This is a genomic window from Fusobacterium sp. IOR10, assembly GCF_010367435.1.
Classification (GTDB): domain Bacteria; phylum Fusobacteriota; class Fusobacteriia; order Fusobacteriales; family Fusobacteriaceae; genus Fusobacterium_B.
In genome coordinates this window covers 32,546-59,390 of sequence record NZ_WJWY01000013.1, presented here as the reverse complement: position 1 = coordinate 59,390, position 26,845 = coordinate 32,546, and the positions used below count along the sequence as shown (strand labels likewise).

The following is a 26,845-nucleotide window of genomic DNA, read 5'->3' as shown; positions in this document are numbered from 1 at the left end:
TCACATCCTTTCTTTTGGTGTCGCAACTTAATTGTAACGGATTTTTTTATTTGTCTCAATTTTTTTTTGCAAAAAATAAAGGCATTAGTATTTTTACAAATACCAACACCAAATATTATAGACCCATTTTAATTAACCTCTAGACATTTCCTCTAATCTTGCAATTCTATCTGAAGTTGCAGGATGAGTGGAAAATAATTTAGCCATTTTTTCCCTAGAAGAAAAGGGACTGATAATAAACATATTTTCAGTGGCAGGATTAACTTTCATAGGATTAGTACTAACTCCAATTTCTAGTTTTCTAAGGGCTCTAGCTAGGAATAAAGGGTTTCCACTTATTTTAGCACCATATTCATCAGCTTTGTACTCTCTAGTTCTAGAAATAGCCATCTGAACAAGCATGGCAGCTATTGGAGCAAAAATAGCAACTCCTATTAAAGCAATGGGATTTTCCCTATCATCATCTCTTCCTCCAAATATTGCAGCCCATTTGGCCATATTAGCAAGAAAGGCAATTGCCCCAGCAAAGGTAGCAGCAACAGTTCCAATAAGTATATCCCTATGTTTAACATGTCCAAGTTCATGAGCAATAACCCCTGAAAGTTCATTGTCATCTAAGATATTAAGAAGGCCAGTTGTAACAGCTACAGCAGCATTCTCAGGATTTCTTCCTGTTGCAAAGGCATTTGGCTGTGAAGAATTAATTCTATAGACCTTAGGCATTGGAAGATTTGCCCTTTTAGTAAGTCCTTGGACTAATTTATAAACATCTGAATTTGTAGAAACAGGTGTAGCTTTATACATTTTAAGAACCAGTTTATCACTATACCAATAAGAGATAAAATTTCCAACTCCTGCAAAAAGTAGAGCTATTATAGTTCCTTGTCTACCTCCAAGTGCATTACCAATAGCCATTAGAATAAAAGTCATCACAGACATTAGTAAAAAAGTTTTAATTGTTTTCATTTTTCCTCCTTGTTTTGTAATTTATTTTTAGTTTGTATAACCTTTAAAATTTATGTATAATTAGGTTAACACTATTATAACATAGTATAATAATATTAAGATGGAAAAATTTAATGAAAAGGTGGAAAAATGTATAAGAATAAATATATAAAGGGAGTTATAGATATAGGGACAAATTCTTGCAGATTGTTTCTAGGAAAGGTGGAAGAAAAAGAAGGGAAAATTAGAATTTTAGAGAAAATATATAAGGAGACAAGAATAACAAAACTTGGGAACTTTATAGAAAATGATTCAAGTATCAATGTATCTGGAATTAACAAACTAATTGAGATAATTAAATATTATAATAAAAAAATAGAAGAGTATAAATGTGAAAAGGTAGTTGTTTTTGCAACTTCAGCCATTAGAGAAGCAAAAAATAAAGAGGAAATTAAGAAAAGAATATTTACAGAAACTAATTTGAGAATAAATATAATAACAGGTAATGAAGAGGGAAAAATGACCTCTTTAGGAACTAGTTCAGAGTTTAAAGGAAAGATTCTTCTTATGGACATAGGGGGAGGAAGTACTGAATTTATTTTTGGAGATTTGGAAAATATAGAATATATTAAAAGTTTTAAATTAGGTGCAGTTAGAGAAACTAGAAAATATTTTCAAAATGATAACTATGAAAAAATAAATGAATTTCAAGAGGATGTTGAAAAAAATATAAAAGAAATAGAAAAATTTAAGGATAAGGATTTTACATTTGTTGGAGTAGCAGGAACCATTACAACAAATGTAAGTGTTTATGAAAAAATGATAAACTATGACACAACTAAGGTCCATAAATATAGATTAACTAGAAAAAATTTAGAGGACAATTTAAAACTATTCTTAAGTAAAAATTTAGAAGAAAGAAAAAAAATCGTAGGGCTTCAAGCTGAAAGAGGAGAAAATGTTGTAACTGGAACTTTAATAATTTTAAAAGTTATGTCTTTATTAAATAAAGAGGAGATAGTGGCATCTGAATGTGATGGACTAGAGGGAGCAATGATAACTTTAGATAATTAGTGGAGGTATATAAATGAAATCAAAAAAAATAAGTTTGAAATTATATACTACAATAATATTTATGTTTTTATTTCAAATATTATATTGTGAGAATGCTCAAGGAAGAAAAAAAACTGATAAAATTCTATTTATCAGCTCCTATTCCTATAACTGGGTATCAGTACCAAAGCAATTAAAGGGATTTTCTGAAAATATAGATGATTGTATAAATATCGATTATATATTTATGGATACTAAGGAATTTAAATATTCAGAAATAAAAGAAGATATTGATTTCCAAGTTGAAAAAAAAATGAAACATTATAAGGATTATAAGGTTATTATAGCAGGGGATGACAATGCCCTAGATTATGTTTTAGAAAGACAGAAAAAATATTTTTTAAATAAACCAATAGTTTTTTTAGGAATAAATGATATTGAAAGAGGAATGGAAGCTAGTAAGGATCCCTTAATAACAGGGGTACTTGAAAAATATTACTGTAAAAGCACCTTGGACATAGCTAAGGAAATATTTCCATTTGGGAAAAGAGTAGTAGCTATAGTTGATGATACTAAAACATCTGATGGGTCTAAGAGTCAATTAATTAGAGCTTTAGGAGATTTTAAAAATATGAGTATATCTTATATAAATACTTCTCAGCTTACTTTAGAAGAAATACAGAAAAAATTATCAAATTTAAAATTAGGAGAAGATATACTTGTTTTTTTAGATTTTAATAACGATAGAGAAGGAAATAATTATAATGTGAAACAAGCTAGTACAATTATGTCTAAAAATTCCTCTGTACCTGTCTTTAGAACTGATACAGGAATTGAATTTGGACTTTTAGGTGGAACTATTATAGATTTTGAAGAAATGGGTGATAAGGCAGCACTTATGGTTAATAGAATTTTAGCTGGGGAAAGTGCTAAAGATATAGATGTTCAAGTATGCGAGCCTAAAACAGTAATAAATTATGAAGTGTATAAAAAATTCAATTTAAAATTAAAGGATGAAATAAAAGATAAGATTAATTTTATAAATAAACCTAAATCATTTGTAGAGGAACATTCAACTTCTATAATTTATGTTTTGCTATTAATTATAATTATTTTTAGTATTTCAATAGCTAAAATTTACTATAATAATTTAATTAAACAAAAAAAATTAACAGAAAATGCCAAACTTAAAACAGAGGCTAAAAGTGATTTCTTAGCAAATATGAGTCATGAAATAAGAACTCCCATGAGTTCCATAATAGGTCTTACAGAACTAATTAATATAGAGTTAAAGGATGATAAAAATAATAAAGTTAAAGAATATTTGAAAATAATACAAGAATCTTCCAGTCTATTATTAAAATTAATAAATAATGTTTTGGATATTTCAGCAATAGAAACTAATAAAATAAAATTGTCAATTGAACAGTTTAATATAAGAGAAATAGAGTCATATATTAATAACATGTATTTATACCAATGTGAAAAAAAGGGTATAAACTTAAATATTGAATATACAAATATAGTTAATGAACAATTAAAGGGAGATATTTTTAGAATAAATCAAGTTCTTTTAAATTTAATTAGTAACTCATATAAATTTACTGAAAAGGGAGGAAGAATAGACTTAAAAATCAGTGAATATAAAAGGGAAACAGGTGAAATTAAACTTAAATTTATGATTAAGGATACAGGATGTGGAATGAGTGAAGAATTAAAGGACAGATTATTTCATAAATTTGAACAGGAATCTTGTGATACTGCTAGAAGATACGGAGGTAGTGGACTTGGCCTTTCTATAACAAAGAGCATGATTGAACTAATGGGTGGAAAAATAAAAGTAAAAAGTGTTAAGGATAAGGGGACAATTTTTATTGTGGAATTATTCCTAGAAGAGGGGAATAAAATAAAAGAGGAAAAATCATCTATTGATTATGTAACTAAATATAATTTTTCAGGGAAAAAAATACTTGTTGCAGAGGACAATGAAATAAATGCAATGATAATAAGAAAAATATTAGAAAATGTTGGAATAGAAGTGGAAGTTGCTGAAAATGGGAAAATTGCCCACAATAAATTTATGGAAAAGGGGAATAAATATTTTGATTTAATTTTAATGGATATAAAAATGCCAGAAGTTGATGGGTATGATGGAACTAAATTAATTAGAGAATCAAAACTAGATTATTCTAAAAAAATAAAAATCTATGCAATGACAGCAGATGCTTTTTCAGAAACAGTGAAAAGGTGTTTAGAAGCAGGAATGAATGGGCATATATCAAAGCCAATAACTCCTAAAGATTTATATGAATTGTTACAAAATATGCTATAATAACGTATAAATATTTAAAATATAAGGGGGATGTACATGAAATTTTTACTAAATAGATGTTCAGTAGGTGGTTGATCTAGTAAGATAGGACCAGAGGTTCTTTCTAAAGTACTAAAAAATATCCCAGTTAAAAAGGATGAAAATTTAATTGTAGGATATGATAAATCAGATGATGCATCAGTTTATAAAATAAATGAAGAAACAGCAATTATTCAAACCTTAGATTTCTTTACCCCTATGGTTGAAGATCCATATATTTTTGGACAAATAGCAGCAGCAAATTCCCTAAGTGATGTATATGCAATGGGGGGGAAACCAATAACTGCTATGAATATAGTTTGTTATCCAGAGAAGGAAGATATTCAAGGGTTAGAGGAAATAATGCAAGGGGGAGCTAAAAAAGTTCTTGAAGCAGGGGCAGTCCTAAGTGGTGGGCACTCTATTCATGATCAAGAGGCTAAATATGGACTTTCTATTACAGGGGTCTGTAATCCAAATAAAATATTAAAAAATTATGGTTGTGAAACAGGGGACGTTCTTATTTTAACAAAGCCCTTAGGAACAGGAATAATAACAACAGCTTCTAAAATAGGCGAAGCAACAGAGAATCAAATGAAAGAGATTATAAAAAATATGACAACTTTAAATAAATACGCTTCAGAAATAATGGTGAAATATCCAGTAACTGCCTGTACAGATATAACAGGTTTTGGATTTTTAGGACATCTTTATGAAATGGCAGCAGCTTCTGAAAAAACATTTATAATAGAAAGTGAGTTAATTCCATACTTAGATGGTGCAAAGGAATTTGCAAAGGAATTTTTTATAACAAGTAGTGGACAGAAAAATAGAAAATACTTAGAAGGACAGGTGGAATTTGATAATATTCCATTTTGGATGGAAGAAATATTATTTGACCCTCAAACTTCAGGGGGACTTCTATTTTCAGTTTCTTCAATTTATTTAAGGGATATTATGGAAGAATTATCCAAGTTGGATATAAAATCCTCTGTTGTTGGAACTGTGGAAGATGCTAGTGGGAAAAAAATAATAGTGAGGTAAATTATATGAAGAAAGATTTACTAAAAAAATTACCAAAAGTTGATTATTTACAAAATGTAGAGTCTTTAAAAAAAATAAAAGAAGATATTAGTAACTATGATTTTTTACAGTGTATAAAAGATAGTATAGATAAATTTAGACAGGATATTTTACAAGAAGAAATAAAAGATTTTACACAGGTACAAATAATAGAAGATATAAAACTTAGAATTGAAAAAAAATCCAAGGAAAAAATAGTAAAGGTTATAAATGGAACAGGTACAATAATCCATACAAACTTAGGTAGAAGCATATATTCAAAGGATATTGGAAATAAAATATATAACATACTTACCTCATATAACAACCTAGAATATAACATCAATGAAGGAAAAAGAGGAGATAGGTATTCAAATTTAGAAAAATTAATATTACAGGTAACAGGGGGAGAAGCAGCCCTTGTTGTAAATAATAATGCAGCAGCTGTACTCCTTTGTTTAAATGAATTTGCAAATGGAAAGGAAATTATAGTTTCAAGGGGAGAATTAGTAGAAATTGGAGGATCCTTTAGAATACCTAAAATAATGGAATTTTCAGGGGCAAAACTAGTTGAAGTTGGAGCAACTAATAAAACCTATATAGAGGATTATTTGGAAAAAATAAATGAAAATACTAGAATTTTAATGAAGGTACACACTTCAAATTATAAAATACAAGGATTTACCCATGAAGCTTCCAAGGAAGAAATAGCTAAATTAGCTAGGGATAAGAACCTAATTTCAATGGAGGATTTAGGAAGTGGGAATTTTATAAATTTTTCAAAATATAATATAGTAAATGAACCTACAGTTTTTCAAAGTATTGAATCAGGTATGGATATTATAACTTTTAGTGGGGATAAGCTCTTTGGTGGATCCCAAGCTGGAATAATAATTGGAAAGAAGAAATATATAGATAGGCTGAAAAAAAATCAATATTTAAGAACCATAAGAATTGATAAACTTACAGTTGCAATATTAGAGTCTGTATTTGAAATATATTTAAATAAAAATGAAGCAGTAAAAAAAATACCAACATTAAAAATGATAACAGAAACAAAGGAAGAAGTTTTAGGTAGATGTAAAGTAATGAGTAATATATTATCTAAGTTTAAAATAGAGCATAGAATTATAGAAACTAAAGGGAATATAGGGGGAGGGTCAATGCCCCAAGAGGAAATAGATAGTTATGGTATAGAATTTCAAATGGAAAAGGGAAGTGTTTTAGAAAAATTATTTAGGAAAAATAAACTTTCAATTATTGGGATTATTAGAAATAATAAATTTATATTGGATTTAAAAACAATACAAGAGAATGATATAGAGGATGTTTGTAATAATGTTTTTCAAATCTATAAAAGAAAAGGACTAATATGAAAAATATAATAATAGGAACTTCTGGACATATAGATCATGGGAAAACAACGTTGATAAAACATATCACAGGGATAGACACAGATAGACTTCCAGAAGAAAAAAAAAGAGGAATGACAATAGATATTGGATTTTCATTTTTAGAAGAAGAGGGAAGGAAAATTGGGATTATAGATGTGCCAGGGCATGAAAAATTTATAAAAAATATGGTGGCAGGAGCATGTGGAATAAATTATTTGATACTGGTAATAGCCTTAGACGATGGGATAATGCCTCAAACTATTGAACATTTTAATATTTCAAAATTATTAGGTGTACAAAGGGGTATAATAGTTTTAACAAAAAGAGATTTAGTGTCAACAGAAAGGGTTCAAAGGGTAAAAACTGAAATAGAAAAAGAATTGAAAGGTTCTTTTTTAGAAGGGGCAAAAATATTTGAAACTTCAATTAATGATGGAGATTCCTATGAACAGGTAAGAGAGTACCTATTAAAGGACACATTAAATATATCAAAAAATTCTTCCAGTGAGATGGATTTTAAAATGTATGTGGATAGAAGTTTTTCAGTAAAGGGATTTGGAACTGTTGTAACTGGAAGCATATACTCAGGGGAAGTAAAGGTAAATGATATGTTAAATTTATATCCTCAAAACATTAAAATTAAAGTAAAGGGAATTGAGTCCCATGGAATTAAAATTGATAAATTAGATTCTGGAAATAGATGTGCTTTAAATATTGGGAATATAAATTCAAAGGATGTTAAAAGGGGAAACTTAATAACTAATAGTTCAAATTTGAAATCTTCAAATAGAATAGACATCTTTTTTTCTCCCCTTAAAAATAAAGTGTTAAAAAACAATCAGAGAATAAAAGTTTATATTGGAACAAATGAAATTATAGGAAGAATAAGTTTTTTTAAGGACAATAATTTTGCTCAAATAAAACTAGAAAAAGAAACATATTTACTAGAAGGAGATTTGGGAATTATAAGAAATTTTTCTTCTTCAGATACCCTTGGGGGAATTAGAGTAATTAATTTATTTGGAGAAAAAACAAAGAAAGATAATATAAATTATATAGATAAATTAAAAGATAGGGCTTTGGGAAAAAAAGAAGAGGTATTTTTATTAAATAAAGATAAAAACATTTATATTTCAAAGAAAGATTTAATAATTAGAATAGAAAAAATAATTTCATTTTTAAATTCATCCTTTGAAGGAAATAATTTACTAGGTGGAATATCAAAAATAGAAATAAAAAATAGATTTTTCCCTGAATTTGGAAATCTAGAATACAGAGCCTTACTAGAGGAAGATATTTTCCAAGAAAAGATAGAAGTTAATCTTACAATGATTAATTTAAAAAATAGGAAGATTAAATTAACTAAATTACAAAAAGAAATAAAGGAAAAAATATTTAAAATATATAAGGAAGGGAAATTTTCTCCTAAAAATTATCAATTAATAAAAAAAGATTTTTTAGAAGAAGAGGAATTTCAAAGGGTTCATAAATATATGTTTGAAAAAAACATGATAGTTATTTTAAATGATAATACCTTTATGTTAAAGGGGTTCTTTAAAGAAGCTGAAAAATTAATATTAAATTATATAATGGAACATGATAGAATAGAGCTTAGGGAATGTAAAGAATTACTAGGAACAAGTAGAGAAAGTGCAATATTAATTTTAGAGAAGTTAGATAAGTTAAGGATAACAATTAGAGATAAAAAATTTAGATATGCAAATAGGAGAGGGATTATGAAAAAAGTAAATGCAGTAGGCCAAATTTGTCCAATGCCTGTAATTATGACAAAAAAAGCTTTAAAGGAAATTTTAACTGGGGAAGTTGAAGTATTAGTAGACAACGAAACAGCTAAGGAAAATGTTGAAAAAATGGTAAAAGAAATGGGGCATACATATGTTGATTCTAAGGAAGACAACAATTTTAAAATTACAATAACAAAATTAGAAGAAAAAAAGAAGGAAGAAACAGATGAAGAGAATATAGTTGTTGTTTTAGCCTCAGATGAAATGGGTAATGGGGACAAAGAATTAGGGGATATTTTAATAAAGGGATTTATTTATTCTTTAACTGAAATGGAAAATTTACCTAAAACAATTGTTATGTATAATAAAGGAGTTATGTTATCCACTGTTAATGAAAATACAGTTGAAGATTTAAAAAAGCTAGAAACTATGGGAGTTGAAATTTTATCTTGTGGAACTTGTGTTAATTACTATCATGTACAAGATAAATTAAAGGTTGGAAGCCTAACAAATATGTATACTATAGTTGAAAGACAAATGAAGGCAACTAAAATATTGAGAGTTTAGAGGAAGGAAAAATGGAAGAAAAATTTATAATTGCTTCAGCAGATTCAACTCATTTGGTTATGCAATTAGAAAAGATATTTTTAGAAAATAAAATAAATTGTAGAATAATACCTTTGCCAACTGAAATTTCAGCTAACTGTGGTTTATCTATAAAATTAAAATTAGAAGATAAAGATAAGATTATAAATATATTAAAAGAAAGAAATGAAGAAATAAGCATTTTTTACGTGGAAAAAAATGGTTTTAAGAAGAAAATAGAGAAAATTTTATAAATTAAGGAGATGGAAGTGAGTATAAAAAAGAAATTAGTAATAGGTTTATTGTTTGCAATGACAACATTATCTTTTTCAAGTACAGTAAAGGCTGTTTATGATAATAAGGTTTCTCCAAATGTAAAAACTAATATAAAGTATAAGGGTAGTGATTTACCAAAACTTTTAGACTATGTTTTTATAAAAACAGTTACAGGAAATATTAGAAAAAAGCCAAGTACAGGATCAGGGATTATATTAAAAGCCCCTTTTAATTCAAAATTTAGAGCTTTAGAAAAAATTCAAGTTAGAAAAAGTATTTGGTACAAGGTACAAGTTGGAAATGAAATTGGTTATGTATCTGGTGGAATAGTTCATTTTAAACAATTTAGATTTGAAAAAATGCTTGGAAGCATAAAGGATTTAGAAACATTTATTAACGTTTCTAAGAAGAAAGGGTTGAAACTAGTATCCACTCATTCTTATAAACCTAATCCATATAATGAAGAAATGAACAGAAAAAAGGATAAATACGGAGTTTCTTTGGATCAAAATATTATTGGAATATACGAACCTGAAAATTTAGTATTACATGTTCCAGACAGATCTATAATGACAGTATTAAAAGAAGAGGGAAAATATGCAATGGTAGATGTTCAAGGGATAAAAGAATCACCTTTGAAAATAGAAAAAAGTTATATAACTAGTAATCCAAATATAGCTAAAGGTTTTAAGAAAGCTATAGTTGCAGATATAGAAAATCAAAACCTAGGTATGTTTGAAAAAATTAACGGTGAATGGACTTTAATATCTTATATTTATGGGAAAACAGGGTTAGAAAGCACTTTAGGTTTTGAAACACCAAGAGGTTCTTATGTAGTTCCAAATGTAAAGTATGAAATGGAATACAGAGATGTTTATGGTAGAAATTCAGGAATGGCAAGATACGCTATAAGATTCAGTGGTGGAGGATATCTTCATGGAACTCCCCTTGAATATGTGGAAAATAAGAACAAAGACTTTTTCCTAGATGAAAAGGAAAGAGGATTAGGAACTTATAAGGGAACAAGAAAATGCATAAGAAATACAGAGGAACATGCTAAATTTTTATTTGACTGGGTTTTAGAAGGTCAAAAAAGAAATATAAATTCTAACTATCAAAGACCTAAAGAAAATGTAATGTTTATTATATTTTAATTATTGGAGGAGTTATGTATGTATTAATAACAGGGGTAACTAAGGGAATAGGGCGTAGTCTAGCCTTGGAGTTTATTAACAGAGGGGATAAAGTTATTGGAGTATCAAGAACAGAAAAAGAACTTGAAACTATACAAGGGGAATTTCCTTTAAGTTTTATTCCAATTAGAGCAGACATAACAAATGAAAAGGAAATAGATGATATTTTTATAAAATTAAAAAATATGAAGATTTCAGTTGATCTTTTAATAAATAATGCAGGGGTAGGTTATATTTCAAATTTTTGTACCTTATCTTGGGAAAAAAATAAAAATATAATAGATTTAAATATAGTAGCCCTTACATATATGACACATAAATTTTTAAAGGAAGTAAAGGGAAATGAAAATAAGGGAATAATAAATGTTTCTTCAACAGGGGCGTGCCAAAGTGGTGGCCCACTATTTGCAACTTATTATGCTAGTAAATCCTATGTGAAATCATTTTCAAATGGTATCTCAGAGGAATTAAGAGATAGAAAAATAAGGGTAATGTGTCTTTTACCTGGACCAACTAAAACCAAGTTCAATGGAATGGAAAAAGCACAGGGTTTTTATATTATGGAAGCTTCCAATGTGGCTAAAATAGCTCTTAGGGACTATTTTAGAGGGAAGGAAATTTGTATTCCAGGAGTGATTAACAAGTTACTGGTTTTTATCTCAAATTTTATTCCTAGGAGATTTCAATTAAAAATGTTAAAAAGGATTCAAAATAAAAAATAAATGTTTCAAGGAGGGAATTATGATAGCAGTAATTGTAATACTTTTAGTAATTGCTTTTATAGTAATGTTATTTGTAGGTGTTTATAACAAGCTTGTAAAGGGAAGAAATTTTGTTGAGGAAGCCTTTTCAACAATAGATGCATATTTGAAAAAAAGATATGATCTTATTCCTAATTTAGTTTCAACAGTTAAAGGTTACAAGGATTATGAAGGAGAAACTCTAGAAAGAGTAATAGCAGCTAGAAATAGATATATGTCTGCTACAACTCCCTCAGAAAAAATAGAAAATGAAAACATGATTTCAGGAGCTTTAGGTAAGTTATTTGCTTTGAAAGAAGCTTATCCTGAGTTAAAAGCAAATCAAAATTTCATGAAATTACAAGATGAGCTTTCAAATATAGAAACTGATATTTTACAATCTAGAAAATATTATAATGGAACTGTAAGAAACTATAATACTAGTTGTGAAACATTTCCCAATGTAATAGTTGCTAATATGTTTGGTTTCAAAAAATCTCCATTCTTTAAAATAGAAAATCAAGAGGAAAAGAAAAATGTTAAAGTGGAGTTTTAGTTTATTTTTTCTTATAGTTAGTTTGGCCTTTGGAGATGGTGGCTATGTTATTAATAACTATAATGTTAATTTAAAAGTTAATGAAAAAAATGTATATTCAGTAAATGAGGACATAAATGTAAATTTTTTAGAAAGTAGAAGGGGAATATATAGAGTTATTCCAACAAAATTTAACAATAGAAAAATAAAATTAACAAATTTAGTTTCAAATGAAAAATCAAGCTATACAGATAAAGGTTCTTATATTTATTTGAGATTAGGTGATCCTAATATACATTTAACAGGTTTAAAGAAGTATAAAATTTCATATGATTATGATTTAGGATGGGATAAAAATTCAAAATATGATGAAGTTTATTATAATTTAATTGGAAACGATTGGGATACAGTTATAAAAAATGTTTCCTTTCATATTCAAATGCCAAAGGCCTTTGATCCTGAAAAAATAAACTTTACCCTTGGAAAATATGGAAGTACAAATACTAGTGGAGTTGTTTGGACTGTTAATGGTTTAGATATTAATGGTTATACTACAAGAGAATTAGCTCCTGGAGAAAGTGTTACTCTAGCTCTTCCATTGGAAGAAGGTTATTTCAATGTGGGAAATGCAAAGGCTAAATATTATATGTTGATTTTATTATTAGGATTAATATATATATCTGCTCCAATAATAGCTTACATATTCTATAAAAAATATAGTGATAAGAATGAAATTGTGGAAACAGTTGAATTTTATCCACCAGAAAAAATGAATCCAACAGAAATTGGATACTATATTGATAATAGAGTTGATTTAAAGGATATTACCAGTTTAATTATTTATTGGGCAAGTAAGGGATATTTAATAATAGAAGAAGTTGAAAAGAAAAATATGTTTTCAAAATCTTCTTTGAAATTTATTAAATTAAAGGAAATAGTATCAACAAATGAATATGAAAAATATTTATTTGATTCGTTATTTTCCTATGCTCAAGATAATGAAGTTAATGTAAATGATTTAAAAGATTCTTTTTATGAGCATATAAATAAGGCAGCTAAAATTTTTAAAATAGATTTAATAATGGGAAAGAAAACTGTTTATGTGCCTAAAATTTTAAAAATAGGAGATAAATTAAGGGTATTTTCAATACTAGCTATATTTTTAAGTACAATGTTCTTTTTTAATGAATATGGTCAGCCTGAAATTGAAAAATCCTTTATACTAATAATAGTAGTTTTAATATCATTGCTAACAACTCTTTATTTCACTGGGAAAATAAGAAAAAGAACAGAGTTTGCAAATAATGTTCTAGGAAGAGTCCTTGGATTCAAGAGATTTTTAACAGTTACTGAAAAGGATAAACTAGAAGCTTTAATAAAAGAAAATCCAAGTTATTTTTATGATATATTACCATATACAATAGTTTTAGGAGTAAGTGAAGTTTGGGCTAATAAGTTTAATGATTTAGTTACAACTCCTCCTAATTGGTATAGATCTAGTACAATGGGAAATACTTTTATGCTTTATATGTTTATGTCTAGTTTAAATCGTTCAATGGCAAGGGTGAATCAAGATATGATGTCTGCACCTAAAGCCCCATCTAACTTTGGTGGTGGAATGTCTTCAATGGGAGGAGGTTCTGCTGGTGGAGGAGCTGGTGGAGGTGGAGGAGGAAGCTGGTAAAGCTTTCTTAAAAGAAAAAATATAAAATTTAGTTCCTTCAGCTTTATGCTGGAGGAATTTTTAATTTTAATAAAAATAAATAAAAAGAGATGGGAATATAGTTGCAGTAGCAACTATATTATGATATCATGTAGTTTCTTGTGCAACTAAATTTATACATACTTCAGGAGGAATCATGATTAAACATCTAAAAGATTTAAAAATAACTTACTATCTATTGCTTATATTATTTGTAATAGTTTTTGTAATTTCAGCATTATTAGCATATTATACTCCCTATTCAGGAAGAGGATTTGTTGAATATGAATTATATCCTATTTCCAGTGAGATTAATGGAAAAATAGAAGAAATTTATGTGAAAGATGGACAGAAAGTTTCATTGAATCAAAAAATACTTAAGATAGATAATAATAAGCTTAAAATAAATTTACAAGAATTAGAATATAAATATAACATTGAAAAAGATCGTCTTTTTTCTTTAGATTATAAAATATTAGAGAGCAAAAAAGAAATAATCAAACTAAATAAAATATTAATAAATTCTAAAATTGATTATTCTAGATATGAAAAACTTTATTCAAAAAAATTAATTTCAGTTAGTGAATATGAAAAATATAAATTAAGTTATGAAACTTCAAAGGAGGAGTTTCAAATGGCTAAATTATCCCTTAAATCCTTTGAAATACAAAGGGGAGATATATCAAGTAAAAATAACTTTTTAAAGGTAATAGAATCCCAAATAAAAAAAGTGAAGAAAGATTTAAATAGTAGTATTGTAAAGGCTCCATTTCCAGGGGAAGTTTCAATTCATCAGCTGCGTAAGGGACAGATGATTTTTAATAATAAAAATTATGGATATATATATAATATTGAAAATTTGTCAGTTTATGTGGATTATATGGAAAAAAGTATAGTTAATCTAAGGGAAGGGGAAAAAACTTTAGTGGTTTTTGATGCAATTCCAGGAAAAATATTTACAGGACATATTAAAAAAGTAGGATTTTTATTGGAATCAGGATATACTTCCCCAGAAAAATTTCAAAGTATAAAGGAAAATACCCGTTGGATAAGAACTACAGGAAGAAATAGAGTTAAGATTGTTTTAGATGATAAATTACCTTTAAAAGTAAATATTAGTTCAGGATCAAAGGCAGCAGTTGCAGTTATTGATGAAAACAATAGATTTCTTTCTTTAATAACAACTTTATGGATGAAAATTGTAGCTATTATAAATTATATTTACTAGGAGATATTTTATGAATGAAGAAAAAGAATTGAAAGAATTATTTAATAGAATATTATTTGTGATTATTGTTGGATTAGTTGGAGCTCACTTGTCCCATTTTACAAATCCCTTTTTTATTTCTTTTCATTCTGTTATAATAATAATGTCTCTAAGAAGATATAATCTTAAGGTTTTACTTATAAGAATAGGGGTTATATGTGCTGGCTTAATTTTTGGACTTATTTTAACTGAAATTTTTCACTTGTTTCCCCAGTTACAAAATATAATAGTGTACACAATGTTTGTAACTACTTTAAAACTATTTTCACATAGGTATAAGGAAATGGATGTTTTTATGTTTAATTTTTGTTTCGTTTATGCTTCTATATTTGGAAGTTATTTGAAATCCACTTTTGAACTTGAAATTTTTCAATATTTTGGACAGTTATTTTGGGTGTTTATTTTAATAACAGTTACTTTTAAATTATTTCCAAGTAATTTAAAAGAAAAAGAAATGAAAACATTAAAAGAATCTAAAATTAAAATGTGGGAAATTCACTTTTTTGCATTTTTTCTTCTTTTGTTTTGGGATTTTTTCATGGTTTTTGAATGGAGGTTTGCTTTCTTTGCTTACGCATGTTTAATTGCTCTATTTAAAGGTTTTGATATGGAGTATTTGAAATTTAAGGCAGTGGTAAATATAAAGATTCATTTTAAAGCATGTTTAATTTCAGCAGTATTTAGTGTTCTGTTATATGGAATGATTCAAAATGTACCTTTAATGACCTTGGGATTACTTTTAATGTTTATTCCCATTGTAAAGAATCTTGTTTACAATAAAGGCCTAGAAGAAATATACTCAAATGCCACTTTAATTTCTGGATTAGTTGTACCCTTAACTCTTTATATTAATTTAGATGCAGCAGCTGTTTATAAATGCTTTTTAAGATCAAATATGATAACTTTTGTTATGGGAATTATTCTTTTTATTTTAAAACTTTTACCTAATAGGAGCTTATCAGAAAATAAAAACTTACAGGAAGGATAAATTTATGAAAAAATTAGAATTAATGCAAACTATTTCAATTCTTTATAGATATCAAGTAATTATTTTAAATCAAAGATTTCAAAAATATCATATAAGAACTAATTTAGCTCCCTTTATTTTATCCATACTAAATTCCCCAGGAATATCTCAAATAAGTTTAAGCAAGGAATTATGTATTGATAAAGCAACTACAACAAAAGCTGTTACAAAACTTCTAGAAAATAATTTCATAGAAAAAATTTCAGATTCTCAAGATAAAAGAGCTTTTAAACTTTATATTTCACCTAAGGGAGAAGAACTTTGTAAAAATATAAAATTTGAAGGAAGTCATTTTAAAAAAGAGATTTTAGAAGGATGTTCTGATGAAGATTATGAAATCACTTTAAAAATTTTAGATAAAATTTTAAATAATATGAAAAATATAGTAGCCCGTTAAATAGAAGTTCCTTCAGTGTAAATGCTGAAGGAACAATTTTGTTTTTAATAATTAGGTTATCTATTATTTTTAAGACCCATAGGTTTGTCTTGGAATATTCGAGAGTCCATTAATTTTAAATCTTCAGATATTAATGGTTTGAAATCCATTAGGTTTAAAATATCTTTTTGTAAATCTACTCCAGGAGCTATTTCAATTAAAGTAAATCCTTCTTTTTTTAATTCAAATACAGCTCTTTCAGTTATATAGAAAACTGGTTGGCCAACTTTTCTAGCATAGTTTCCAGAAAAAGTTATTTGTTGAACAGTATCTACAAATTTTTTCTTAGCACCTTCATTTAATATTTTTAATTTTCCATCAGCAACCTGAATTTTAAGCCCCTTTGCAGTGAAAGTTCCACAGAAAATAACTTTTTTAGCATTTTGACTGATACTAACAAATCCCCCACATCCTGATATATTCTTTCCAAATTTGCTTACATTTAGATTACCGTATTTATCTGCTTGAGCTAATCCTAAGAAAGCAATATCAAGTCCTCCACCATCATAAAAATCAAATTGATAAGGTTGATCTATAATAGCATCTGCATTGATAGAAGTTCCAAATCTCATTCCTGATTGAGGTATTCCACCAACAGGACCAGATTCAACAGTTAAAACCATATAATCGCTTATTTGTTCTTCTGTGGCAACAGCAGAAACATACTCAGGAACTCCTATTCCTAAATTTCCAATGCTTCCTTTTTCAATTTCCATAGTTGCTCTTCTAGCAATAATTTTTTTAGCATTTAATTCCATAGTTTTAATATAAGAATTAGCACTAATTATTGTATTTCCTGCTAACTCAGCTTCATACTGAATATCATAAACTTGTTGTTTCAAATGTGGCTCTTCAATTTCAACTACATAATCTACATAAATACCAGGTATTTTAACTAATTTAGGATCTAAACTACCTGTTTTTACTATTTTATCTACTTGAACAATAACTTTACCTCCACAGTTATGAACAGCTTGTGCAATGGAAATACATTCTGTAGTAACTCCTTCTTTTTCCAAAGAGATATTACCTCTTTCATCAGCAAAACTTCCTTTTATAAGCCCAATATCAAATTTCATAGGTTTATAGAAAAGATTTTCTTTTCCATTAATATTAACAAGTTTTACTATATCCTCTGTAGTGATGTCATTTAATCGACCCCCTTCTATTCTAGGGTCTGCAAAAGTATTTAACCCAACATGCGTAAAAGTACCTATTTTACCTCCAGCAACATCTCTTAACATATGGCAAAGGGCTCCTTGAGGAACATTATATGCTTGAATTTTATTATTTATAATTAGCTCTCCTAATTTTGGAGCTTTATTAAAATGTCCAGCAACTACTTTTTTTAGCAAGCCTTCATGAGCAATATGATTGACAGATCTATCTTTTCCATCTCCTTGTCCAGCAGCATAGAATAAAGTTAAACCCATTGGTGTATTTGTTTCTAAAAATCTTTCTTCCAAAGCAACCTCTAGACCTTCTGGATTACTACATCCAACAAAACCAGAAGTAACAATTGTATCATTATTTTTTATTACATTTATAGCTTCTCTAAGAGAAACAAAATTTGTAATCATAAAACTTCCTCCTTTTATTTAAGTATAACAGGTAACAGTGGGAATAAAATATAAGAGTAAATTAGTGCAAGAGATGCATAAACTATCCAAAGAAAAACAATTGGCTTAAAAACTCTTCTCATAACTAATCCTTCAGAATTTTGCATATTAACAGTTGCACATACAGCAACAACATTATTAGGACAAATCATATTTCCAAGAGCTCCTCCTGCATTTTGAGCACCAAGAACTGCAGGTAAATTAATATTTAAAATTTTAACAGCTTCATAATGCATTGGAGCAAACATTATATTTGATCCTGTTGTAGTACCAGTAACAAAAGATCCTAAAGATCCGATAAAAACAGCTATTCCTGGATAAAGCATTCCAGTATGAAGTGCCAAGAAAGTTGCAATAATATTAAGCATTCCAGTCACTTTCATTAAATTAGCTATAGATAGTAAAGCTGACATAGCAATTAAAGCCCCAGAAACATTGTTAAATGCTTCCTTTGCGTATAATAAAAAATTATTAGTCGATTTTAAAATTATAGATCCAAAGAAGCAAACAAATAAAATTGTAGTTCCAATCCAAATTGAAAAACCTAAACTTAAAAAACAACTTGGAGCAAAAAAACGAACTAAAGGAAGCAAAATTAGAAGAAGCAAATACGTACTCATTGCAGTTATAGGTTTCATATTGTTTTTTTCTATTTCTTTGTTAATATTTATTTTAAATAAATATGGAATGATAGTTTCCTTATTAAAATATTTAATGTAAAAGATAGCTCCAAATAGTGAGAAAATACCAGCACATATAGTAGGAAATTCAGCTCCAACGAAAGAACCTATTACCACTAAAGAAATTCCGTAACAAAATCCAACTATTAATGAAAAGCAACAGATATCTTTATCAAAACATTTTTTTCCCCAAAGAACAGAAAGTACTATGAAAGGAGCTATTAAAGCTCCCCAAAAATGTATTAAACCTGTAATCATGGAGATATTTAGTATAGTAGCATGTATATCTACTGAAGTTGGAGGTGTATTAGTTATAAAATAAGGAATATGGACAATAAGATTTTTAATTTCATCTATTCCTATGCCAGATAAAAAAGGAGTAAAGCCTCCAATAGTTGTAAAACCAGCAGCTCCTAAGGATGCGGCTATTCCATTAAAAATTAGGGAAGCAATAGCCGCATCTAAAGCAGGTATTCCTAAAATCATTAGGAAAGGAGCGGCAATAGCAGCAGGAGTTCCAGCTCCAGCAACTCCTTCCAAGAATCCACCAAAACAAAATCCAATAATAATAACTTGTTTTCGTTTATCAGTAGTTAAATTTGCAATACATTCTTTAATTTTGTTCATTGCTCCAGTTCTAATTAGCATGCTCAATACTAAAAAGGCAGACCAAATCATATAAACCATTTTAAAACCATCTACAATACCTTTTTTTGTTTGAGTAAAAAGAATTTCATTTGCTATATTAAAAAGAAAATAAGATATTATTAATGTGTAAATAATTGCAAAAATAGAAACCCATTTAGCTGGTTTTTTAAGACCGACAATACCAATTAATATAATTAGTAAGGGTGTTAAAGATAAAAATAATTTCATAAATTACCTCCGCTTTATAAATGATTAAGATAAGTAATTAATTTAGGAATTATTTCAAATAAATCTCCAACAATACCTAAGTCAGAGTATTTGAAGATTTCAGCATTAGGGTTATTATTGATAGAAAGAATATGTCTAGCTTGTTTAACTCCAGCTATATGTTGCATAGCTCCAGATAGTCCAATAGCAATGTAAAGATCAGGTTTTATAATCTTTCCAGTTTGCCCAATTTTTTCATACTCTGGCCTCCATCCATGATCTACTACAGATCTAGTTACCCCTATACCGGCTCCTAAAATATTAGCTAAATTTTCAATTAATTGAAAATTTTCAGGATTTTGAATCCCTTTTCCAACTCCAATAACAATTTTAGAAGTTTCTAAAGGATGTTTTTTCTGTTTTTTTAAAACTCGGTTCTTCAATTCATATAAAATATTTTCATTTGATTTATATTTTATAAAATCAATTGGTATATTATTATACTTGTTAGCATTAATTTTCCAAGGTTGATTTTTATTTATATTATTATTGAAAATACAAACAAGATTTTTTAAATTATATGTGCTTTTTTCTAGAGCTTTAGTTCCATAAATTAATCTATCAAAAATGATTTGATTATTTTCCAAAAAAAAGGATGAAATATTTGGAATATAGTCAAATTCTAGTCTCATAGATAAATAAGGAGCAATATCCAATTCAAAAAGACTATTTCCCATAATAATTACATCAATATTTAAATCTTTTTTCAGAGAGGCTAATATATGTGATATTTTTGTAGGATAGATATAATAATTATCTTTATTTAATATAAAAAAAATTTTTTTTATATTCCAGTTTTTTAAATCGTTTTTTAAATTTTTTAATGATTCAGAATAAAGGGAAACTAAATAAATATTAAAATCTTTATTTTTTGTCAAATTAGAAGCTATATTCAAAAGTTCTTTAGAATAGTCACTTAAATAATTATTTTTTTGATTTAAATAAATTAATATATTCATATAATCCTCCATTTAAACCCCATTCATCTAAATAAGTTGATATTTTTTTAATAGCTTTATCAGAATCAATATTTTTATAAATTTTATTTTGACGTTTAACATTATAAATTTTTAGTTTTAAATAAAGATTATTTTCACTTTTATTATAATAATTTAAAAAAATAGGTTTCTCGTTAATAGACATAATGTCATTAATTGATGGGTATTTAGGTTCATAAACATTTTTTCTAAAAGATATTATACAAGGTAAGTTTATTGAAATTTCCTCTAAAAAATCGTCAGTTTCCTTTTTACAAATTAGTTTATTATTAGAATAGTGGATATCTAAGCAATGACTAATTAAAGGAACATCTAACAAGCTATTTATCATATAAGGAATGTCTCCTCTAGGATTATTAACATCTTGTTCTCCTGTTAAGATCAAATCAAAGGTTCCCTGTTTTTTAATCTCTTTAACAAGAATAGATGCAAGATCTTTAGGATTATTTCCTTTAAAAATAATGAGATTACCAGAAGTACCTCCTAGTCCTAAACAAGTTTTCAAACAATATAAATTATCAGATTTGGAAATCATAAAAATAATGATTTCATTAGTTTCAGTATTTTTTATTTCAGAAGCTTTTTGTATGGCAAATTCATCATAAGGATTTAAAATTTTTTTTTCATTAATGTTTTCTAGTGTTAAATTTTGATCTGTGGGAAAAGTTTCATTTACAATAACAATAATTTTCATAAGAACTCCTTCCATAAAATCAAAGAGAAATAGTAAAACTATTTCTCTTTGAAAATTAAATTATCTTAAAATAGCTCCAGAGATAACTAATTTTTGAATTTCATTAGTTCCTTCATAAATTTGAGTGATTTTAGCATCTCTCATCATTCTTTCAACAGGGTGATCCATAGTAAATCCTGTACCACCTAAAACTTGAACAGCTTCAGTAGTAACTTCCATAGCTACATTTGTAGCAGTTAATTTAGCAACAGCAGCAGGAATAGAATAAGGTGCATGTTCATCCTTAGTCCAAGCAGCTTTTAATGTAACTGCTTCAGCAGCCTCAATTTTATTATACATATCAGCTAATTTAAAAGCAATAACTTGAAGTTTAGAAATAGGTTTTCCAAATTGAACTCTTTCTTTAGAATAATTTAAAGCATATTCATAAGCTCCTTTAGCAATACCAACTGCATGAGCAGCAACTCCAATTCTTCCACAATCAAGAGTAGCCATAGCTATTTTGAAACCTTTTCCTTCTTGACCTAATAAGTTTTCAGCTGGAACTTCTAAATTTTCCATTTCAACAACATTTTGAACAGAAGCTCTTATTCCCATTTTAGCTTCTCTTTTTATAAATTTAATTCCAGGATAATTTTTAGGTTCAACTATAAATGCACTAATTCCTTTTGTTCCTAATTCAGGATTAGTCATTGCAAATACAACAATAACATCTGCAAATTCTCCATTGGTAGTAAAACATTTAGTACCATTTAATATATATTTATCTCCTTTTTTAACAGCAGTACATTGACTAGCACTAGCATCACTACCAGCACAAGGTTCAGTTAGACCAAAAGCTGCAATATATTCTCCAGAACATAATTTAGGAAGATATTTTTGTTTTTGTTCTTCGTTACCAAAATTATATATAGGTCCAGTTCCTAAAGAGATATGAACTGAATAAGAAATACCAAGTGAAGCATCTACTTTATTAAGTTCGAAACCAGCTAAGGCATATTCAAGATATCCAAGTCCAGCTCCTCCATATTTTTTGTCATAAGGAATTCCCATTAAACCTAGCTTACCCATTTTTTTCAATAAATCTCTAGTTCCTAAGAAGTCTCCATTAATATCTCTTTCTTTAGCCCCTGGAGCAACTTCATTTAAAGAAAAATCTTTGACCATTTGACAAATACGTTCTTGTTCTTCAGTGAATTTTAAACTGTACATAAATAACACCCCTTTTATATTTAATTTTTAAAATATAGCTTTAAAAGTTTTAAAGCGTATCTACATAAAATAGTATATGTTTTAAAAGAGTTATTCAAGTGAATAAATATGAATATAAGTGAATAAAAAAAGACATATAGGTTTCAGAACCTATATGTCTTTTTTTTAAGAGTGCAAATTCATTATTTTTAATATCATATGATTATATTTTTCCCATGAATTTTCGATTTCTTCTATAGAAAATTCGTTACAAAATTTAGAATTTTTTAATTTATCAAATACAAGATTAATGTGTCTAACTGTAGAATAATTGTTAACAGTACTTAAAAAATCATCTTTGTTTTCTGAAAGTAAGGCAACATTTTTTAAAAAAACACTATCTTTATTGCAAAATACAGAAATTTTAAAGTCCAAATAGTCTAAATTTAATAGATTATCATCAATAACATAAATTTTTATTTTAGGATTGCTTTTAAGAGCACTTATAAAATAATTATAATGCTCTAATATTTCATCAGGAGTCATTTTATATTCCACATTCATAAAATAAATTGTTTTTTCCTGGAAATATTTTAAAATAGAAGATTTAAATACAAAGAAATTAATAGAAGCTTTCTCAAACATTTCATTCCAAGTAATCATTAAGTCTTGCATACTTATTAATTCTTTTTTTGAGAAGTTGTTTTTTAAAGCATAATTTAGTATATTTTGAATAATGTTTTGTGATATCAAAAATTCAAATCCAGTTGTAAGTAAAAAGTTAAAATTATCATGAGTGTAAAAGTTAGTTCTATAAGCTTTTTTTATTAAACAATTATGATCTTTTATTGAAAACACTCTATTTAAAGAATTCATAGATTTGTTAAGAGTAGATAAAAGTTTTTTTATTTTATATTTATTGGTTGTAGAGATTAAAGTTTCAAACTTTCCATCGTTGTTAAGAGAATAAATAAAAGCTATTTTATCCTTAATAACTATAGTGTTTAAATGTTCAAAATAGGAGCTATTATAAAGCTCAAAATTTATATTTACAAATTGATTTAAAATCATATATATTTGTTTTATATTTTCAATAGATTTATTATCATCAGCTAAAAGAGGAATTCCAAGATATATCTTTATCTTTAAATTTTCAGGTTTCATTTTAGAAAGTAGAGAAATTATATAAAGACAGTCAACTGTTGTAATATCTAGAGTCATATAAAATTTGAGACTAAGATCAGCTTCATTTATTTGTTGCCTCAATATTGTATTTAAAAATGATTTAATTTGTGTATTTTCAATTAAAAAAAGATCAGGAGTTTCTTTTTCTTCGCAAGATGAACATTCTAAATAAGAACTATTTAATAAATTATAAATTTTTTCTACAAGTATTTTAGAATTTATTGAAATATTTTTTCTTGGTTTTTCAATATTAAATTTATTAAAAAATTCATTTTCTTTATTTAAACTGATTATTTCAGAAGAAACTAAATCAGAAATTTTTTCATTTATTTCTTTAATTGATTTAGAACTTGGAAGTTTAACTCCACTACACCATTTGCTAATATAAGATACATCATAGCCCAAGTAATTGCCAAGTATTAAAAACTTGATTTCAGAAAAAGTTAATAGATTCCTAAGTGTATTTCCATAATTTTTTTTTCCCATAATATCTCTCCTTCAATTTTGTATTATATTATTTAATGCATCGATGAAAACTAATAACGTTATTTCTATCATATATTAAAAAATTAGAATAGTCAACTTAATCTATAGCAAATAACTAGTTGATAAAATAAAAGGCAACTAAAGTCAAGAGAAATCATTTTCAAAATTAGTGTACAAAGAGTATCATATAGATATAGAAAATAGTTTATTTGTTCTAATGAAATACATTAAAAATTTACAAGTTTAAGGAGGAGATTTATAATGAAACCAATGAGAATGCATCATGTAGGAATAGTCTTACCAACTTTAGAAAAAGCCCATTCATATATTGAAACAATGGGGTTAGAAATAGACTACAGCGGATATGTAGAAGCTTACCAAGCTGATTTAATTTTTACAAAATATCCTGATAATAGTAGTCCTATAGAGTTTATAATTCCTAGAGCTGGAGTACTTAAAGAATATAATAAAGGAAAAGGAGGAATAGCTCATTTAGCTTTTGAGGTTGAAGATGTAGAGGCAGTTAGAAAAGAAATGGAAGAAAAAGGATTAGAAATGTTAGAGAAAAAGGCTGTTACAGGAACAGATGATATAATAGTTAACTTTATGAGACCTAAATATTCACAAGGGATACTTACTGAATTTGTTCAAACAATAGGACCAATAAAAAGAGATTAACACAAATTAGTTAGGAGGAAATATGCACTATACAGCTGGAGTAGATATTGGGTCATCATCTTCTAAGGCAGTTATTTTGAAAAATGGAAAAGAAATTATAGCAACAGATGTTTTGCAAGTGGGGATAGGAAGCAAAGGACCTAAAATAATATTAGAAAATGTTTTGAAAAAATCTAAACTAGAAAGAAAAGATGTAGAGCAAATTGTTGTAACTGGATATGGTAGATTTGGTTTTTCTGAAGCAGATAAACAGATAAGTGAAATAAGTTGTCATGCTAAAGGTATTCACTTTTTAGTTCCAAAAGCAAGAACTATTATAGACATTGGTGGTCAGGATGCAAAGGCAATCAGTTTAAATCCTAAAGGTAAAATAGATAAATTTTTTATGAATGATAAATGTGCTGCAGGAACAGGAAGGTTTATAACTGTTATGTCAAAAATTTTAGAAATTCCTTTGGATGAAATGAAGGGTTATGATGAAAAAGCAGAGGCTCCAGTTACTGTAAGTAGTACATGCACAGTTTTTGCAGAATCAGAAGTTATATCTCAACTATCTAAAGGGGCAACAACAGAAAATATAATAGCAGGTGTTCATAATTCAGTAGCTCATAAAGTTAGTGGGTTAGCTAAAAGGACTCCACTAGAAGATGATATAGTTATGTGTGGAGGAGTTGCTAAAAATACAGGAGTTGTTCGTGCATTAAGAGAAACTTTAAATAGAAATGTGATAGTTGCTTCAAATCCTCAATTAACTGGAGCTTTAGGAGCAGCAATATATGCATATGAAGAAATTTTAAAAAAAAGGAGAGATGATTAAGTTATGGATGAGAAAAAAGATATAAAGAATATGAGCTCTAAAGAATTACTAGCTTATTATCAAGGAACATTGGATGAAGAAGCAAGACAAGCTAAAAAAGAAGGACGTTTAGTTTGTTGGTCAGCTTCAGTGGCACCACCAGAATTTTGTGTAGCAATGGATATAGCCATGGTTTATCCTGAAACTCATGCAGCAGGAATAGGAGCAAGAAAAGGATCATTGGACATGTTAGAAGTAGCTGATCAAAAAGGTTACTCACTAGATATATGTTCTTATGCTAGAGTAAATTTAGGGTATATGGAATTATTAAAAGAAAAAGCTTTAACAGGAAAAGTTCCAGAAAAATTAAAAAATTCCCCAGCAGCAGATGTACCTTTACCTGATTTAGTTATTACTTGTAATAATATTTGTAATACTTTATTGAAATGGTATGAAAATTTAGCAAAGGAATTAAATATACCATGTATTATTATAGATGTTCCATTTAATCATACAATGCCAATTCCTCAATATGCTAAAAATTATATAGCGTCTCAATTTGAAGAAGCTATAAGTCAATTAGAAAAAATTACAGGAAAGAAATTCGATTATGATAAATTTTTAGAGGTTCAAAAACAAACTCAACGTTCAGTAGCACAATGGAATAGACTTGCTAAAATGTCTCAATACAAACCATCTCCATTAAACTGTTTTGATATGTTTAACTATATGGCTTTAATAGTTTGTGCAAGAAGTAGAGACTATGCAGAAATAACATTTAAGAAATTTGCAGATGAATTAGAAGAAAAATTAAAAAATAAACAATATGCTTTAAAAGGAAATGAAAAGAAAAGAATTACTTGGGAAGGGATTGCTGTTTGGCCTAATTTAGGACATACATTTAAGACACTTAAAAATTTAGGAATTATAATGACAGGATCTGCTTACCCAGGATTATGGAATCTAGAATATACTCCAGGTGATATGAGTTCAATGGCAGAGGCTTATACTAGAATATATATTAATACTTGTTTAGATAATAGAGCTAAAGTATTAACAGATGTAGTACAAGATGGAAAATGTGATGGAGTTCTTTATCATACAAATAGAAGTTGTAAATTAATGAGTTTCTTGAACTCTGAAACAGCTGCAATAGTTCAAGAAAAAACAGGATTACCATTTACTAGTTTCGATGGAGACCAAACAGATCCTAGAAATTATTCACCAGCTCAATATGAAACTCGTGTACAAGCATTAGATGAAATAATGAATGAAGAAAACTAAGTGGAGGTT

23 protein-coding genes are annotated in these 26,845 nt (G+C 27.4%); 16 read left to right on the top strand and 7 right to left on the bottom strand.

Going from position 1 to position 26,845, the window contains the following annotated elements; translation table 11 throughout:
- Positions 1–132: 132 nt before the first annotated feature.
- On the bottom strand, positions 133–966 hold the full coding sequence (gene htpX, locus GIL12_RS05355) for a zinc metalloprotease HtpX (protein ID WP_163469417.1): 834 nt from the start codon (positions 964–966) through the stop codon (positions 133–135).
- Positions 967–1,095: 129 nt separating this feature from the next.
- Here htpX and GIL12_RS05350 point away from each other — a divergent pair, with 129 nt between their 5' ends.
- From GIL12_RS05350 to GIL12_RS05290, 13 genes are all read left to right on the top strand, one after another.
- Positions 1,096–2,019 (top strand): Ppx/GppA family phosphatase, encoded by a 924-nt coding sequence (locus tag GIL12_RS05350; protein WP_163469415.1) that lies wholly within the window; start codon positions 1,096–1,098, stop codon positions 2,017–2,019.
- A gap of 13 nt (positions 2,020–2,032) precedes the next feature.
- The gene (locus GIL12_RS05345) at positions 2,033–4,330 is read left to right on the top strand and encodes an ABC transporter substrate binding protein (protein WP_163469414.1); all 2,298 of its coding nucleotides are present in this window, start codon (positions 2,033–2,035) and stop codon (positions 4,328–4,330) included.
- A gap of 84 nt (positions 4,331–4,414) precedes the next feature.
- A complete protein-coding gene (gene selD, locus GIL12_RS05340) occupies positions 4,415–5,392 on the top strand; it encodes a selenide, water dikinase SelD (protein ID WP_203522525.1) in 978 nt (325 codons plus the stop codon).
- Positions 5,393–5,397: 5 nt separating this feature from the next.
- A complete protein-coding gene (selA, locus tag GIL12_RS05335) occupies positions 5,398–6,786 on the top strand; it encodes an L-seryl-tRNA(Sec) selenium transferase (protein WP_163469412.1) in 1,389 nt (462 codons plus the stop codon).
- Positions 6,783–9,116, top strand: a complete 2,334-nt coding sequence (gene selB, locus GIL12_RS05330) for a selenocysteine-specific translation elongation factor (protein ID WP_163469411.1) — start codon at positions 6,783–6,785, stop codon at positions 9,114–9,116. Before selA ends, selB begins: the two co-directional genes overlap by 4 nt.
- 11 nt (positions 9,117–9,127) lie before the next feature.
- Positions 9,128–9,388, top strand: a complete 261-nt coding sequence (locus tag GIL12_RS05325) for a DUF3343 domain-containing protein (RefSeq protein ID WP_163469410.1) — start codon at positions 9,128–9,130, stop codon at positions 9,386–9,388.
- Between the two features lie 15 nt (positions 9,389–9,403).
- On the top strand, positions 9,404–10,564 hold the full coding sequence (locus tag GIL12_RS05320) for a L,D-transpeptidase family protein (protein WP_239056068.1): 1,161 nt from the start codon (positions 9,404–9,406) through the stop codon (positions 10,562–10,564).
- Positions 10,565–10,578: 14 nt separating this feature from the next.
- Entirely contained in the window at positions 10,579–11,325 is a 747-nt protein-coding gene (locus tag GIL12_RS05315; protein WP_163469408.1) for an SDR family oxidoreductase, read from the top strand.
- 19 nt (positions 11,326–11,344) lie between these two features.
- A complete protein-coding gene (locus GIL12_RS05310; RefSeq protein WP_163469406.1) occupies positions 11,345–11,899 on the top strand; it encodes a LemA family protein in 555 nt (184 codons plus the stop codon).
- Complete coding sequence (locus GIL12_RS05305; protein ID WP_163469404.1) at positions 11,880–13,562, top strand: DUF2207 domain-containing protein; 1,683 nt, start codon at positions 11,880–11,882, stop codon at positions 13,560–13,562. Before GIL12_RS05310 ends, GIL12_RS05305 begins: the two co-directional genes overlap by 20 nt.
- Positions 13,563–13,737: 175 nt before the next feature.
- Positions 13,738–14,808, top strand: a complete 1,071-nt coding sequence (locus tag GIL12_RS05300) for an HlyD family secretion protein (RefSeq protein WP_163469402.1) — start codon at positions 13,738–13,740, stop codon at positions 14,806–14,808.
- A gap of 10 nt (positions 14,809–14,818) precedes the next feature.
- On the top strand, positions 14,819–15,835 hold the full coding sequence (locus GIL12_RS05295; RefSeq protein ID WP_163469400.1) for a hypothetical protein: 1,017 nt from the start codon (positions 14,819–14,821) through the stop codon (positions 15,833–15,835).
- Between the two features lie 4 nt (positions 15,836–15,839).
- Positions 15,840–16,271, top strand: coding sequence for a MarR family winged helix-turn-helix transcriptional regulator (locus tag GIL12_RS05290; RefSeq protein WP_163469398.1), 432 nt, complete (start codon positions 15,840–15,842; stop codon positions 16,269–16,271).
- Positions 16,272–16,327: 56 nt separating this feature from the next.
- On the opposite strand, the gene GIL12_RS05285 is transcribed toward GIL12_RS05290, so the two are convergent.
- From GIL12_RS05285 to GIL12_RS05260, 6 genes are all read right to left on the bottom strand, one after another.
- The gene (locus tag GIL12_RS05285; RefSeq protein ID WP_163469396.1) at positions 16,328–17,890 is read right to left on the bottom strand and encodes an acyl CoA:acetate/3-ketoacid CoA transferase; all 1,563 of its coding nucleotides are present in this window, start codon (positions 17,888–17,890) and stop codon (positions 16,328–16,330) included.
- Between the two features lie 14 nt (positions 17,891–17,904).
- The gene (locus tag GIL12_RS05280) at positions 17,905–19,485 is read right to left on the bottom strand and encodes an L-lactate permease (RefSeq protein ID WP_163469395.1); all 1,581 of its coding nucleotides are present in this window, start codon (positions 19,483–19,485) and stop codon (positions 17,905–17,907) included.
- 14 nt (positions 19,486–19,499) lie between these two features.
- Positions 19,500–20,483 (bottom strand): electron transfer flavoprotein subunit alpha/FixB family protein, encoded by a 984-nt coding sequence (locus tag GIL12_RS05275; RefSeq protein ID WP_163469393.1) that lies wholly within the window; start codon positions 20,481–20,483, stop codon positions 19,500–19,502.
- A complete protein-coding gene (locus GIL12_RS05270) occupies positions 20,449–21,216 on the bottom strand; it encodes a hypothetical protein (RefSeq protein ID WP_163469391.1) in 768 nt (255 codons plus the stop codon). Before GIL12_RS05270 ends, GIL12_RS05275 begins: the two co-directional genes overlap by 35 nt.
- Before the next feature lie 60 nt (positions 21,217–21,276).
- Positions 21,277–22,428: an acyl-CoA dehydrogenase family protein gene (locus GIL12_RS05265; protein WP_163469389.1), complete on the bottom strand. Its 1,152-nt coding sequence runs from the start codon at positions 22,426–22,428 to the stop codon at positions 21,277–21,279.
- Between the two features lie 165 nt (positions 22,429–22,593).
- Complete coding sequence (locus tag GIL12_RS05260; protein WP_163469387.1) at positions 22,594–24,078, bottom strand: hypothetical protein; 1,485 nt, start codon at positions 24,076–24,078, stop codon at positions 22,594–22,596.
- 261 nt (positions 24,079–24,339) lie between these two features.
- Between GIL12_RS05260 and GIL12_RS05255 the strand changes: the two genes are divergently transcribed.
- The 3 genes from GIL12_RS05255 to GIL12_RS05245 are packed head-to-tail and all read left to right on the top strand — an operon-like array spanning position 24,340 to position 26,836.
- Entirely contained in the window at positions 24,340–24,756 is a 417-nt protein-coding gene (locus GIL12_RS05255) for a VOC family protein (RefSeq protein WP_163469385.1), read from the top strand.
- Positions 24,757–24,778: 22 nt separating this feature from the next.
- A complete protein-coding gene (locus tag GIL12_RS05250) occupies positions 24,779–25,573 on the top strand; it encodes an acyl-CoA dehydratase activase (RefSeq protein WP_163469383.1) in 795 nt (264 codons plus the stop codon).
- A 3-nt stretch (positions 25,574–25,576) separates the two neighbouring features.
- Positions 25,577–26,836: a 2-hydroxyacyl-CoA dehydratase subunit D gene (locus tag GIL12_RS05245; protein ID WP_163469381.1), complete on the top strand. Its 1,260-nt coding sequence runs from the start codon at positions 25,577–25,579 to the stop codon at positions 26,834–26,836.
- Positions 26,837–26,845: the final 9 nt, after the last annotated feature.

Excerpts from the sequence above, each read along its gene's own strand:
- GIL12_RS05275 (WP_163469393.1), bottom strand. The coding sequence starts at position 20,483 with ATGAATATATTAATTTATTTAAATCAAAAAAATAATTATTTAAGTGAC.
- GIL12_RS05345 (WP_163469414.1), top strand. The coding sequence starts at position 2,033 with ATGAAATCAAAAAAAATAAGTTTGAAATTATATACTACAATAATATTT.
- GIL12_RS05265 (WP_163469389.1), bottom strand. The coding sequence starts at position 22,428 with ATGTACAGTTTAAAATTCACTGAAGAACAAGAACGTATTTGTCAAATG.
- GIL12_RS05325 (WP_163469410.1), top strand. The coding sequence starts at position 9,128 with ATGGAAGAAAAATTTATAATTGCTTCAGCAGATTCAACTCATTTGGTT.
- htpX (WP_163469417.1), bottom strand. The coding sequence starts at position 966 with ATGAAAACAATTAAAACTTTTTTACTAATGTCTGTGATGACTTTTATT.
- selA (WP_163469412.1), top strand. The coding sequence starts at position 5,398 with ATGAAGAAAGATTTACTAAAAAAATTACCAAAAGTTGATTATTTACAA.
- GIL12_RS05260 (WP_163469387.1), bottom strand. The coding sequence starts at position 24,078 with ATGGGAAAAAAAAATTATGGAAATACACTTAGGAATCTATTAACTTTT.
- GIL12_RS05300 (WP_163469402.1), top strand. The coding sequence starts at position 13,738 with ATGATTAAACATCTAAAAGATTTAAAAATAACTTACTATCTATTGCTT.
- selB (WP_163469411.1), top strand. The coding sequence starts at position 6,783 with ATGAAAAATATAATAATAGGAACTTCTGGACATATAGATCATGGGAAA.
- GIL12_RS05280 (WP_163469395.1), bottom strand. The coding sequence starts at position 19,485 with ATGAAATTATTTTTATCTTTAACACCCTTACTAATTATATTAATTGGT.
- GIL12_RS05350 (WP_163469415.1), top strand. The coding sequence starts at position 1,096 with ATGTATAAGAATAAATATATAAAGGGAGTTATAGATATAGGGACAAAT.
- GIL12_RS05290 (WP_163469398.1), top strand. The coding sequence starts at position 15,840 with ATGAAAAAATTAGAATTAATGCAAACTATTTCAATTCTTTATAGATAT.
- GIL12_RS05245 (WP_163469381.1), top strand. The coding sequence starts at position 25,577 with ATGGATGAGAAAAAAGATATAAAGAATATGAGCTCTAAAGAATTACTA.
- GIL12_RS05310 (WP_163469406.1), top strand. The coding sequence starts at position 11,345 with ATGATAGCAGTAATTGTAATACTTTTAGTAATTGCTTTTATAGTAATG.
- GIL12_RS05255 (WP_163469385.1), top strand. The coding sequence starts at position 24,340 with ATGAAACCAATGAGAATGCATCATGTAGGAATAGTCTTACCAACTTTA.
- GIL12_RS05315 (WP_163469408.1), top strand. The coding sequence starts at position 10,579 with ATGTATGTATTAATAACAGGGGTAACTAAGGGAATAGGGCGTAGTCTA.
- GIL12_RS05305 (WP_163469404.1), top strand. The coding sequence starts at position 11,880 with ATGTTAAAGTGGAGTTTTAGTTTATTTTTTCTTATAGTTAGTTTGGCC.
- GIL12_RS05270 (WP_163469391.1), bottom strand. The coding sequence starts at position 21,216 with ATGAAAATTATTGTTATTGTAAATGAAACTTTTCCCACAGATCAAAAT.
- GIL12_RS05295 (WP_163469400.1), top strand. The coding sequence starts at position 14,819 with ATGAATGAAGAAAAAGAATTGAAAGAATTATTTAATAGAATATTATTT.
- GIL12_RS05250 (WP_163469383.1), top strand. The coding sequence starts at position 24,779 with ATGCACTATACAGCTGGAGTAGATATTGGGTCATCATCTTCTAAGGCA.
- GIL12_RS05285 (WP_163469396.1), bottom strand. The coding sequence starts at position 17,890 with ATGATTACAAATTTTGTTTCTCTTAGAGAAGCTATAAATGTAATAAAA.